Raw genomic sequence first — 12,479 nt, forward strand, 5'->3', positions numbered from 1 at the left:
AATAGACTTATAGAACAGATTATAGGCTGAGCACGATAAAGTCTATATTTTTAGACTTTTAGCCAAAAGGTATGTTCAGGAAGCATAAAGTACATAAAGTTAGACTTTATGTACTTTATGCTTCCTGAACATACCTTTTGGCTAAAAGTCTAAAAATATAGACTTTATCGTGCTCAGCCTATAATCTGTTCTATAAGTCTATTAATATAGACTTATACGATTACATTAGCGTTTAACTAAGCAGTTTAAATTAACCCTGTATGCAGGAGCTCACGGTAGGAGATATTAGATGGCCAAATCTGTAAAAGCCATAGCAAGCCCGGATCTCTCAAAGACCTTTTCGGTTGAGTTATTAGGGGCTGCAATAAAAGCTAAGCGCACCCAAAGCGGCATAACTCAAACAGACGCAGCGGCATTGTGCGGAATTGCTAAGCAGACCTACATTAAAATAGAGCAGGGGCGAGATGACATTCGTCTATCTGCGGTAATGGATGTAATGCAAGGATTAGGCGTCCAGCTCTCAATAAAACCATGGGACCAGGTATCTAGTACTGAAAGTGAGGCTAATGATGGTTGGGTCTAACGCATATAGTTTAAATGTTATTTTTAATAATCAGACTATCGCTGACTTAAGTTTTGATCCAGATACTGATAACTTTCACTTTGTATACCAACCACAATGGAAGCAGCAGGGCTTTGCGCTGTCACCACACTTACCTCTAGAAGGTAACATTCAATCAAGTGCTATTCGGCGCTACTTACAAAACCTACTGCCAGAGAACCAAGGTTTAGATCACTTAATCGACTACCTTGCGGTGTCTAAGCAAAATACCTTTGCACTGATCCATGGGATAGGGCAAGACACATCGGGGGCCGTCTTGTTCGTTCGCCAAGGTGAGCAAAATGAAACAAGGACTGAGTTTAGAGCAATTACCACTCCTGAGTTAGTTCAGCGCTTAACTGACCCAAGCTTGTTTGCTATGGAGGTATGGGATGATAAACCAAGGCTCTCTGTTGCTGGTGTGCAGTCAAAAATTAACGTTTTGCAGCTAAACGGTGAGTTTGGTTTTGGTAGCGGTGACTTATGCTCAACTCACATTATCAAATTTGAAAAGAGTACTCAGCAGCACCTAGTTATTAATGAGTTTGTGACGATGAAGCTCTCCCAGTTAGTAGGGTTACAGACAGCTAATGTTGAGTTGCACTACTTTGACCAATATCCCGCGCTGGTGGTTGAGCGCTTTGATCGTAAATTGATTAATGACGTGGTAAAGCGAAAACATCTTATCGATGCCTGCCAAGCCTGTAACTTGGGAGTTGATAGAAAATATGAACGTAACTTAGGTAAGCAGCGAGATGTTGCTCATATTCGGGATGGTGTCAGTCTTAAAAAGTTGTTTGAGCTAACTCAAGTGTGCCAGAACCCCATTGCAGCAAAGCTAACACTATTGAACTGGGTACTGTTCAACCTGTGTGTGTTCAACCACGACGCCCATGGTAAGAACATGAGCTTCTTTGTCAGTAATGCTGGATTAGAGCCAACACCCTTGTATGACTTAGTTAATGTGCAGATGTACCCAGAGTTTGAACAAGAGCTTGCGATGGCAATAGGGGATGAGTTTGAGCCCCATGCCATCAATGCTTACCAGCTCATGGAGTTTGCCGATGATTGCCAGATCAACAGCAAGCTGCTTATGCGCCAGCTACAAAAAATAGCCAAATCTATTACTGACCAGCTTAGCTGTGCAATTGGTCTGTTAGGGGAGCTAAGTCCAGCTCAACAAACGTATATGGCTAAATACCACCAGCAAGTAGAAAAACGTTGTCAGCATTTTATTGAGCAAGCGCAAGAGATCCCTAAGATAGAGTTGTGAGCACCTAGTGAAACACCAAGAGCAACTCACTAAGCTGAAAGACGTATGGAGGGCACTTGCATGTTGAACACGACTAATGAGTATTACCTGAGCGTGTCGGGTGGCTTTCTATGTGTAGGTCTAAACCACTCGCACCGAAATTTACTCCCAGCTTTTTGATAAACTACCATGCTGACTTCGTTTAGCGAGTTCTGCATGGGTTAGCAGCCACTGAATCGTCGTTGAATTGCAAGGTGCCGAAGCAATATTGCAAATCTCCTTGATGCAGAGTTCACTAGCACTGAGCACTGCATACACGTCCACCAGCTCTCTAGTGGAAACAAATTTCTTGTTTGACTCACCTACTCGAAAGTAGATATTGCCGTTTTCATAAATATCTAATATTACCGAAGTTACTCTTGGCTTATGAATGATGTCACCCACCTGAATCGCATCGTATATTGTCGATACAAACCCACTCTTGAAGTGGTCAACTAATTTTGGCCACAAACACGGCAGCAGCCCCACACCAAACCAAGCGAGCGTAGCAGCCAAGCATCACAAGCCAGTAACCAAAAGGGGAGGCTCGACCCCATCACGAAGTAAATGTACACATAGTATTATTATACTCTGTGTACAGTTGCACAGCCCTGTACCTAAGCAGGGCTTTTTGTTGCCTGCAGTAAAGCCACATTTATCTATACTCGATACGATTCAACCAAAGCCAAACGACTCGAGCAAAATATAAAGCACTCACATTGAAACTATCGACGCGGGTTCGGTTCCTGTCGTGGGGCTCGAACCCGCGTCTAACTTTAGCCATTCAGCTTTGAGCCACGGAAACCAAGCCACGGAGAAAGAAACACACGGAATCCGCACTCTTCCTCCCCTCCTGCGCGCTTCTTATCATTTTTCTATTTCATTTATCGATTATTGCAGTTCATAGGCGCAGCCAGCGCTGCTCCTAGGGCTTTAACATGATCGGAGATCTGAAACGATCGCGATTATTTTCACTGTTTTACAGTTCTCTATGAGGCATGGATGCATCGCGTCCGCTTGAAACCTGCTTGAATACTGAATTGCACCAGATTACGTGGTAAGACTTTCTGTGAGTGGGAGTTAGCAATGAAATGAAAATTAATTAAATAACAGTAGGTTATTCTGAAGTAAAACTGAAATAAGGTAATCACATCTCCAGCTTGAACAGGTTAATATATCTGTTTATAGTGCATCATGAATGAAGTTGTAACTAACTGAGGCTATTGTGAATTTTGAACAGCTAACCAAAGATTGTGTATTTAGATACAGGTTTTTTAACGATAACACCCTGTCGGAAATCGTTGATAGCAAGATTTGGCACGGATCCCTTGAGAGCTTGAATGATCCTTATGAATTACCATTTATATTCGACTGGTCATGTTTCGATGCTGAAGACTTACCAAGCGCTTTAGCGCGTATAAATAAAAGGCTGTTACTTTTTGACCCTATGGATAAGTTGACTTCTTATTTGGTTAACGATGAAGCCGTGGCCGCCGCTGATGAGATGAAGTCAATACTTAGCAGTGCAGTTAACCGATTGAAAGAACACTATAGTTACTCACTTGTTACCTGCTTCAGTAAAGAGCCATTTGATGGTTTAATGTGGTCTCATTATTCAGATGGGATGAGAGGTCTTTGTATTGCATATAATGTTGATAAACTTAAAGAAACTGATGAGTTTTCCACGTTTTATGATGTGAAATATATCGACGAAGTCGTACCATTTACTTATTTCGATTTCGACCTAACGAATCCTGATTCTAAGAAAGGTAGGCTGACTTATAGTCATTCCTATGAACGTGAGGTTACAGTAATTGGTAAACAACTCGTTTTACGCAATACAGACCATATTTTCCAGAAGCATACTCGTTGGAAATATGAGCAAGAAGTTCGCAATGTTATAATTGCACCTACTGAAAAAGTGGCTGGAAAGTCTGTGTCTATCAGAAAGGATTCTATAAAAGCTATTATGTATGGCTCAAATATCCGCTCTACGAATCTTCACATCCTTAAGTTAATTTGCAAAGAGAGAGATATAAAGCTATTCGAAGTTTCACCAGATAAAACTAATTTCGGAGTAATAATCAAGCCTGCAATATAGGTATATTCCTTGTTGCGGCGGTCAATAAATGGACTTCCACTAACAGGTTCAATTCCTTAACAGCTTTCTCCAGTGATTAATTTATTGATAATGCCCGTTTGTTATAGAATAAAAGACTATCTAGTCATAGGTGTTTTAATTAGGCTGTCGCCACTTTGCCGCCATTCAGCCATTTTCTGCCATTAATAAATGATGAAATAATGGTTATTTAGGAAGGCATTCACGCTGAATAACGGGAAGGGTTGGCGCGCAACTGCTTGAAATTAAGCGTAAAAAAAGGCCAACCCGTTAAGGTTGGCCTTTTTTAGTATTTGGTGGAGGCGGCGGGGCTCGAACCCGCGTCCAAAAAGCCTACATCCTATCCACGGTGTATGTTTATCAATGACTTACAGTGTTTTCAAAAGCTTACGTGTTTGTGACTATAGTTCACTATCGGTAGCTGTCGGCCTCTGTGGGCACTTTGTGGGCATTTGGTAATTCAGAATCTTCATTACCTTGATTTATGTAGTTCTCAATGGAAGAGCTTTTGAAGTTCAATTCTTCATAAATTTCGGTGACCATTTTGATGTTATTAGAGGTTGATGAAAAGTCTTTACAAACATTTTCTAATTCAGCGCAAAGGCTACGATGGTATAGACTTTGAATTTTTTTCTGTATGAAACTCACAGTTAAGAATAAAGTTAATGCAGGAAGGGCTAACCATATCAGCCCAAAGCCCACAGGGTACTCGGTACGCATTAGGACTAATGCCACCAAACATAAGAAGATTGCCGCGCTCATCATTCCATCTAGCGTGTCGAGTAAGTCCCACCAAATGGTTTTACGTTTCTTTTTTTTAAAAATAAGGTCGCGAATGTCAGAAAAAGCATAAAGCAAGCAGTACGATAAACAGCAAGTAGCTAATGTCACTATCAAGAAAAAATAATCAGTTCCTTGATTAACTTCTGGAAGCTGAAGTGTGAATAGCAGTAATGACCAACTTAATGCAATATGTACCGCATATGATTTCTTCATCATTAGATGTTTATTCCTTTGACAATAAAGACGCTATTGGGTTTTTGGTGATAGCGTCGTCCAGGTGATCGGGGGCGAAGTGGGCGTAACGCATGGTGTCTTTAATATCTGAGTGACCGAGTATCTGTCTTAGTACCAGAATGTTACCACCGTTCATCATAAAGTGGCTGGCAAATGTGTGGCGTAAGATGTGGGTCATTTGTCTATCTGGGAATTCTAAGCCGGTTCGTTTAATTGCTTGCTCAAATGATTTACGGCAAGGTCTGAACAATGGGCCACGAACGCGGGGCAGTATGTCGGCCAATTCATGGGCTATGGGGACTGTGCGGTTTTTCTTACCTTTGGTTTTAACAAAAGTAATGCGGTTGTGGGCAATTTGGCTACCGCGTAAGCCTTCGGCCTCTGACCAGCGGCAACCCGTGGCTAAGCAGATAAGCACAATGGTTTTAAGGTGCTCATATTTAGCATTGGCACATTCGCGCAGTACAACGGGTATTTCTTCTTTATAGAGAAATGCTAATTCGATATCTTCAATTTTAAACTGTTCAATACCATCTAATGGGTTCGGCAGTGACCATTCACCCAGTTTTTTAAGCGTATTGAATACCGTGTTTAAATAGGCGTGTTCATGGTTAATTGTGTTTGGTTTTACTTTTGTCTTGTTACCTTGCGCATCGGCGACTTCACCATCTAAGCGCATTTGGCGATAATTCGCAAAATCGTTAACCGTGATCTTGTTTGCGACGGGGTCACCCAGCGCACCGCAAATCATCTTGAGTTTGGTCATACGCTGAGCTGGCTGTGTCAGTTGTCGACCATGCAGATCATGCCAACGTTCGATTAATTCAGATAAACGGCGGTTATCAACTTTTTCACCTAGCCAAGGTTTAGCATCGACTTTCTTTAGCACAAAAGCTTCATAAGCAGCTGCTTCGCCCTTGGTGGCAAATGTTTTACGAATGCGCCTACTCTCTCGGCCATCGACACGCATGTCGAGCTTCCAAGGCTTATTACTGCCATCTTTAGTGTTTATTATCGACATATCAGTTGGCAGCATCCCACTCTGGCCGACATGCTTTATCAATATTTTTCCAGCTGTCGTTGATTAATTGGTATTGTTTGTTTACAGAGTAAGGTTGATTCGGAGATTTCTTCAGTTGCATATGAATATCACGACTCATTTGGCCAACTAAGAATTCAAGATTATGAGCTGCTTTTGATTGCTCCATTGATAATTTAAATACACTTGGGTATCTATTGCTAAAAGCATTACGCTGATCTTCAAAGCCAAAATCCTTGCGCCAATTATAAAAATTAAGATCGTTTGTAGATGGGTTTTCGTTAATATAAAAAACTAAGCCGTCAATAATAGGCTTGAGTTCTACTAGCATGGTCCCTGCAAGTTGGCAATCTGTTACGTTATCAAACTTATTTGATGATGCATAAGAGCTGGCGCTAGTAAATAAATAAGCGGAAACCATACATAATATTAGATTGGTTTTTAACATAGTCACATCCTTGTTTAATAAGTTAAACGCTCTTTAATTCAGAAACCACTTTGCCGTGGATCTTGGTTACTTCTGGGTTGATAGGGTATTTTTCATCACCCTCTAATAGATAGATGTTGCCATCGGGTAACAGTTTTAATTCTCCAAGTTGGTATCTATTATTTGTGGAGAATAAATACTTGCCTGAAACACCCTCATTTTCTTCTGAGTTGATAAATAGCAAATTATCAGCGTCTTTAATGACTAAGTCGTGATCGTTACCTTTAATCTTGAAGTGGCCAATGATGTTATCCGTCGCTTCAAATTTTTCGTAAGGCTCAAGATTACCATTCTTTATGGAGTAAACCTGTAAGACACCACGAGGATAAGGAAGTGTAGGTTCTGATATTTCGTTTCGAAAATCTTCCGTTGTTACATTACTCCCGCCACGTTCACCAGTGCCAAAGCATAGGTATTCCATAGACCAGCCGGTTAAAAGATGAATCCTAATCAGTAGTTCGTACGGTGTTGTTTTACGAGTTGTCCAAGTTGAAAAAGTACCTGGAGTTATCCCCAATAAGTCGCCCAGTTCAATTCTGTTTCTAACCTCAAATAGATGAATAAGACGTTCAATTAGATGCTTTCCTCCATCGTATTCAAGCGGAGCATTCAATTGTTTGAATTTTTTATCTTGTTTATATTTGACGAATCCACTCATTTGATCAATAATCCTGTCATTCGAATTAAAACGGAATCAGATAGCCTCGAAACCAATCTGATACAAACGCGATTAAATAAAGGATAACACCAAATGAGTAACTTCACATATCAAATTGATGCACCTTTCATTTCATTTGAAGAGTATGCCCGCCGCGCAGGCATTCAACCGAGTGCCGTACGTGCGCAGGTAAGAGAAGGGCGTCTTCCGATTAGACCGAAACTAAAGCCGCAAGAACGACCTTTCATCAACATGTTAGCGCTAGCAAAAGAAGCCGCTGAGTTAGCTGAAGCGCATTAATTATCACCCTATTCAAATTGTAATTTTTATCTTCAATTGAATATTAGCAAAAATGGAATTTGCGAACATGTATACAGACAACAGCAGTAAACAAGGTGAACAGGTTAGTCATTTGAATGGCGCTTTACGCCAGTTCGCGCAGGATGAGAACTTAAAAGAGGTCGCACAGGCTGCTGAATTTTATCGTCCTCAAATGTTACGCAATAAGCTGTGTTTGGAACAACCGCACCAACTCTCAGTTCACGAACTCGTTAACATCAGTAAAGCCAGTAATAACCGCTGCATTGTTGATGGCATTCTGCTTGAACTCAATTGTGCTCCTTCGGTCAATTTGGGCGACTTAGCGAATGCAGACCAAACCCCGCTGACTGATCGCGCTCTTGATATATCTGCAAACACCGCGCAACTCGGCGCACTTGCACTCGATGTTAAAACCACTAAGCGTGTCACTGAACGTATGCGTCACGAAACCCTAAAACGCGCGTCCTATGTGATGGCCGAACTCGCCATTTTTGTGCATGACGTTGAGCAAAAATTTCAAGCTATCCCTGTTCTAACAGTCGCTAGCGATGCTCTACAAGCAATGCCTATGCCTGGTCTGATGTAACTCATTTTTTCACTTAAAAAGGTTAAGCAATGAATACAGTAACAAAGCCACTCGTCAGTCAATTGGCTCATGCAGCCAACGAACACATACAAAGCAGCGATGCTCACGCAAACGCGATTTACGCAGTGCGCCAAATGCTAGGTAAAAGCAGTGCAGCAAGCCGTTTTGACAAGTTGCCAGCACAACAACGCGCAATGATTTTGATTACGGCTCGACTAAAACCGAGTGAGTACATCAACAAACCACTTTTGAGTATGTCGCCTTCTGATTGTGATGCGGTTCGTTTAGCCATAATCGGCCTCACTGACTTAGCAAAAACCTTTAGCTGTGTGCCTTTGGCCCGTGACCGCTTTATAACACCGCGCAAACCAAAGTCGGTTAAGCAAATCGGTGTGCAGCGTAATGCAATTGAAGATGAATTGAGCCGTGATCTAAAAGATATTAACGCGCTGGCGGCAGAGTTGGCGCTGGAAGTCGAGAGGGCAAATCAATGTTCAGTAAAACAGTAAATCGTAGAAAGCAAAAAGCCACTTTCGCTGTAACGAAAATGGCTCAAGTCAAATCAACTATCAAAGGCATCAATATGACAGAGCTAAATATAACAGACCAATGTTTAACAGTCGAGCAAGCAATAACACAAGAAGCAAACCGCGTTATTGCTTCACTTTTCTTTAGCACCCCAGCCGACAAAGACATGGTTGAAGCGGCACTTGAATCAATCAAAGCCATCGCTGATGTGGCCTGCCCACAAGTTGCAAAGACCATTCACATTCGTTTGGTTGCCATTCGTAACGGTATTCACGTCAACCAAATACAACTGGTGGCCTGATTATGAAAACACGTGATATTGAACCCACTGAAATTGAAGTGATGAGTGTCTTTGTGATCACTTGTTTTATGTGCAGTGAAAAACATTACGTCTCGCTAGTCAAGAGTGTCTCTGAGGCGATTCAATCAGCGAGTAAAGAGGGGTGGCACGGCTACGAAACTGACGATGAAACATGTTCTACAGCTTGCCCTAAATGTATAAAAGAAGCTCGAGAGAACGAAACCTGGTATGCAGCATGAGCAGCACTCACGGAAATGTAAGAGCAAACGAACTTTACCCTACACCCGACAATGTGGTTGATGCACTCATGGCACAGCTGGTATTGCGCCCAGATGATAAATTCTTAGAACCTTGTCGTGGTACAGATGCTGTTTATAACAAAGTGGCATTGCCTGATTCGCAAAAAAGCTGGGCAGAACTTGACCGTGGGGTTAACTACCTCACTACTGCATTTGCACAGCAAGATGTGATCATTACCAATCCGCCGTTCTCACTTACTGTTGATTTTCTGACTAAGTCATTAAGTGAGTTGGCGCCAGACGGTACGCTGGCCTATTTGCAACGGGTTAATTTTCTCGGCAGTAAATTGCGAGTGCCGTTTTGGGCTGAGGTTGGTTTCCCGAATAAAACACCCATCATAGTGCCACGTCCTCGCTTTGTCGGTGGTGGCAGTGATTCGTGTGAATACAGTTGGTTTATTTGGGATAGAGGCAATCGTTTCCCGAATATGCCACAAGGATTAAGCCATATCATTAGCGCGGATCCTGTTAAGCAACCTAAAGCGAAAAAGTTAAACGTTAAAAAGGCTGCTTAATGGACCTCCAGCAAATCGAACGCAAAGCGGGGATTAATCTCTCCGCTATTTTTTCGGCTCCGCATCAGCAAGAAGATCTCAAGTGGGCGCAAAAACAACTCGATGGCTTGCCCGATGGTGTTGCTGCGAGCTTGTTTAAAGAGTACGTACGCAAACATAAAAAATACAGCCGTAGCAGTAGTGCCAACATTTGGCTGCGTAACCGCATTAAATCCACCCGCGCCATGCTGCGTCAATTCCCGCTGCCGTTGTGGCATATCAATACCGAAGTTCGCCGCGCTGCGGTTGCGCAAGAGTGGGCAAATCGCTGCGCCAGTATTTTAAATAATATGACTTATGGCGGTACACAAGTTGACGCGGTTGAACTGCTCAAGGCGGTAAAGCAACCTGCTGATCAATGGGGCTTTAGTCCAGTGTTGCCAAGCCTTATCGGGTACGAACAGCGCAAAGCCAGTGGCGAGTTAGACGAAGATCCAACCTTATACAACATTATCGCGGGCGCGCTAGCCCGTTTAGTCGATGATGCTTGGTGGCTACGTAAACTCGAAAAATCATTTCGGCAATACAAAGAGCACGCCGCGATTATCACGGGCAAAGTGCGTGCAGGGGTGTCGCCATACGCCAGCGTTCACGCACTTAAAGAATATCAAAACCGTAAAAAAGCCGCCGAAAGATGGCTTAACGAAATGACTGTGGTTAACGATAATCTTGGTCTTGAAATCAGTTTAGCTGATGCCGTTGCCGCATCAGTGTCAAACCCCACAGTTCGCCGCGCAGAATTAATGGTGCGTATACGTGGCTTTGAAGAGCTCGCTAACGAGCAAGGCATGATGGGAGGCTTCTTTACCGTTACTGCGCCCAGTTGTTATCACAGTTACATGAAAAGTAAAAAGGGACCTACTTACTCAAACAAGCGTTATTTGGGGGCAAACCCTAAAGACACCCAAGCCTATTTATGCAAAGAGTGGGCAAAAGTGCGGAGTAAGCTAGCACGATTGGATTTGCCTTTATTTGGCTTTCGTGTGGTTGAACCGCATCACGATGCCACGCCGCATTGGCACATGTTGCTGTTCTTCAAGCCAGAGCACGAACAAGCGATCAGGTTTGTTATGGCTGATTACTTTACTCGCGCCAACCGTGATGAATTAAAAACCACCAACCGTGATTTTGACGAATGGGGTTTAACCCTTGATACATCAATCAATATGCCGATGCGCAGTATCTTCAAGAAAGCGCTAATCGCAGAAGCAAAAGCGCTAAATCATAATGATGAAAATCAGCATGCTTTTCTATTGACTCACATCGATAACGTGAAACAGCAGTACCGCACTAGATTAGAAAGTACCTTTAAAAAAATATCCCCGCGCTTTGACTACAAAGTGATTGACCCAAACCAAGGCAGTGCCACTGGCTACATCGCCAAGTACATCGCTAAGAATATCGACGGGCTTAATGTTGATGATGATTTAGAAGCAGAAAGCAGCGGCAAACATGGCGCAATGGGCGTAGCCACTTGGGCGAGTGACTGGAACATTCGCCAGTTTCAGCAAATCGGTGGCCCCGCCGTTACCGTATGGCGTGAACTGCGGCGTTTACGTGAAAGCATCGACTATGACGACATATTAGAGCTGGCTCGAAAAGCATCAGACGGTAACAGCTCTAACAACTGGAAACGCTACATCGATGTAATGGGCGGCACTTTTTGTAAACGTGCGGATCGTCCTATTCAGCTTTCAAAAGTGACCAATCCAGAGGCCAATCTATACGGCGAAGATATCACCAAAATCATGGGTGTTATGTCCATGAACAACGCAGTACAAACCCGCTTTGAGGGCTGGGAGATACGCCCGCAAGGCCAAAGCAAACCCACTGTGGCGAGTGCAAACCCCGTTTTTGATGTGGCTGTTGATTTGTCTTTTGACTCTTCTTTGAAAAGTGGCGACAGCCGCGCACCTTGGAGTTCTGACAATAACTGTACGCGGTCGATCAAAACAGCAAATTCGATCGCGAAAATACCATTAAAGGATCGTCAATTAATCAAGGAGGCCAAAAAACTCGGACTCGACAGCGATTCACTTAAACGCCTACGTGCGGGTGCTGTAATTGATGTTGTTGATCCCGTCGATAGTGATGCTCATAAATATGTACGCTTGCGTGATGGCATGTTGATTGTCAGTAAACAGTTGCCCAGCGGGCATCACAAGGCTGATAACGATTGGCGCGATAGCGCATTAGAGAGTCAGTTCGATGCTATTGAGCGTCAGCGCTTAAAAGTGATTGATGCGCAGCTGCGCGAACAAGCGTGGCGATTGCTCGATACCGGTTCAGATGTAGAAAATTGGATAAGCAGCAAAACACCCGATATGGCCAAACGCGCACTTGAACAATTGCGCCAGGTACTCGACACCCAAAAAGCCGAGCAGTGGGCGAGTTCATCTACTTATCACGATAACAAAAACACTGAACAGTCAGAGGATGAAAATGAACCTTTCTAATTTAATGACTGCTAGCGAACGCCAGCACCTTAACGCATTAAACGCAAAAAAGGGCGAGTGCTTAGAACGTTATCAGCGTTGCAAAACGCAATTAAAGCAATGTAACCGTGACGGCGTAAAGCAATGGCTCGCACGTTTACCAGAGGTTGAGCGCGAACAGTGCCGCACAGTACTCAATGGTTTAGTCAAACAACGCGCCGCCAAGCGCCAACAGGGGTAAAG

The 12,479-nt window shown here is 43.2% G+C and carries 16 protein-coding genes; 11 read left to right on the forward strand and 5 right to left on the reverse strand.

The window, feature by feature from the left end; all coding sequences use genetic code 11:
• The first annotated feature begins 289 nt into the window (after positions 1-289).
• Entirely contained in the window at positions 290-583 is a 294-nt protein-coding gene (locus L2755_RS12035) for a helix-turn-helix domain-containing protein (RefSeq protein WP_248980942.1), read from the forward strand.
• Positions 567-1,874, forward strand: coding sequence for a HipA domain-containing protein (locus tag L2755_RS12040; RefSeq protein ID WP_248980943.1), 1,308 nt, complete (start codon positions 567-569; stop codon positions 1,872-1,874). The genes L2755_RS12035 and L2755_RS12040 overlap by 17 nt, the downstream gene beginning before the upstream one ends.
• Positions 1,875-2,015: 141 nt before the next feature.
• Here the strand turns inward: L2755_RS12040 and L2755_RS12045 are convergent, their stop codons facing one another.
• Positions 2,016-2,408, reverse strand: a complete 393-nt coding sequence (locus L2755_RS12045; protein ID WP_248980944.1) for a hypothetical protein — start codon at positions 2,406-2,408, stop codon at positions 2,016-2,018.
• Positions 2,409-3,117: 709 nt separating this feature from the next.
• On the opposite strand from L2755_RS12045, the gene L2755_RS22305 reads away from it, so the two are divergent.
• Positions 3,118-3,993, forward strand: a complete 876-nt coding sequence (locus L2755_RS22305) for a DUF2971 domain-containing protein (RefSeq protein ID WP_248980945.1) — start codon at positions 3,118-3,120, stop codon at positions 3,991-3,993.
• A gap of 429 nt (positions 3,994-4,422) precedes the next feature.
• Here the strand turns inward: L2755_RS22305 and L2755_RS12055 are convergent, their stop codons facing one another.
• From L2755_RS12055 to L2755_RS12070, 4 genes are read right to left on the reverse strand one after another with little or no spacing between them, the layout of a single operon-like run.
• Positions 4,423-5,010, reverse strand: coding sequence for a hypothetical protein (locus L2755_RS12055; RefSeq protein WP_248980946.1), 588 nt, complete (start codon positions 5,008-5,010; stop codon positions 4,423-4,425).
• Positions 5,011-5,017: 7 nt separating this feature from the next.
• A complete protein-coding gene (locus L2755_RS12060; protein ID WP_248980947.1) occupies positions 5,018-6,091 on the reverse strand; it encodes a phage integrase in 1,074 nt (357 codons plus the stop codon).
• Positions 6,051-6,515, reverse strand: a complete 465-nt coding sequence (locus tag L2755_RS12065; protein ID WP_248980948.1) for a hypothetical protein — start codon at positions 6,513-6,515, stop codon at positions 6,051-6,053. The genes L2755_RS12060 and L2755_RS12065 overlap by 41 nt, the downstream gene beginning before the upstream one ends.
• Before the next feature lie 22 nt (positions 6,516-6,537).
• Positions 6,538-7,212: a helix-turn-helix domain-containing protein gene (locus L2755_RS12070; RefSeq protein ID WP_248980949.1), complete on the reverse strand. Its 675-nt coding sequence runs from the start codon at positions 7,210-7,212 to the stop codon at positions 6,538-6,540.
• 93 nt (positions 7,213-7,305) lie between these two features.
• On the opposite strand from L2755_RS12070, the gene L2755_RS12075 reads away from it, so the two are divergent.
• From L2755_RS12075 to L2755_RS12110, 8 genes are all read left to right on the forward strand, one after another.
• Positions 7,306-7,512 (forward strand): DNA-binding protein, encoded by a 207-nt coding sequence (locus L2755_RS12075; protein ID WP_248980950.1) that lies wholly within the window; start codon positions 7,306-7,308, stop codon positions 7,510-7,512.
• Positions 7,513-7,579: 67 nt separating this feature from the next.
• Positions 7,580-8,119 carry a phage regulatory CII family protein gene (locus tag L2755_RS12080; RefSeq protein WP_248980951.1) on the forward strand — a complete coding sequence of 180 codons (540 nt, stop codon included), beginning with the start codon at positions 7,580-7,582 and terminating at the stop codon, positions 8,117-8,119.
• 29 nt (positions 8,120-8,148) lie between these two features.
• Complete coding sequence (locus L2755_RS12085) at positions 8,149-8,628, forward strand: hypothetical protein (protein WP_248980952.1); 480 nt, start codon at positions 8,149-8,151, stop codon at positions 8,626-8,628.
• A gap of 74 nt (positions 8,629-8,702) precedes the next feature.
• Positions 8,703-8,948: a hypothetical protein gene (locus L2755_RS12090; RefSeq protein ID WP_248980953.1), complete on the forward strand. Its 246-nt coding sequence runs from the start codon at positions 8,703-8,705 to the stop codon at positions 8,946-8,948.
• Between the two features lie 2 nt (positions 8,949-8,950).
• Positions 8,951-9,187 carry a hypothetical protein gene (locus L2755_RS12095; RefSeq protein ID WP_248980954.1) on the forward strand — a complete coding sequence of 79 codons (237 nt, stop codon included), beginning with the start codon at positions 8,951-8,953 and terminating at the stop codon, positions 9,185-9,187.
• A complete protein-coding gene (locus L2755_RS12100) occupies positions 9,184-9,762 on the forward strand; it encodes a DNA methyltransferase (RefSeq protein ID WP_248980955.1) in 579 nt (192 codons plus the stop codon). Before L2755_RS12095 ends, L2755_RS12100 begins: the two co-directional genes overlap by 4 nt.
• The gene (locus L2755_RS12105) at positions 9,762-12,257 is read left to right on the forward strand and encodes a replication endonuclease (protein ID WP_248980956.1); all 2,496 of its coding nucleotides are present in this window, start codon (positions 9,762-9,764) and stop codon (positions 12,255-12,257) included. The genes L2755_RS12100 and L2755_RS12105 overlap by 1 nt, the downstream gene beginning before the upstream one ends.
• On the forward strand, positions 12,244-12,477 hold the full coding sequence (locus L2755_RS12110; protein WP_248980957.1) for a hypothetical protein: 234 nt from the start codon (positions 12,244-12,246) through the stop codon (positions 12,475-12,477). Before L2755_RS12105 ends, L2755_RS12110 begins: the two co-directional genes overlap by 14 nt.
• The last annotated feature ends 2 nt before the right edge of the window (positions 12,478-12,479 follow it).

The sequence above is a fragment of the Shewanella abyssi genome (assembly GCF_023284025.1).
GTDB classification, from domain to species: Bacteria; Pseudomonadota; Gammaproteobacteria; order Enterobacterales; family Shewanellaceae; genus Shewanella; species Shewanella abyssi.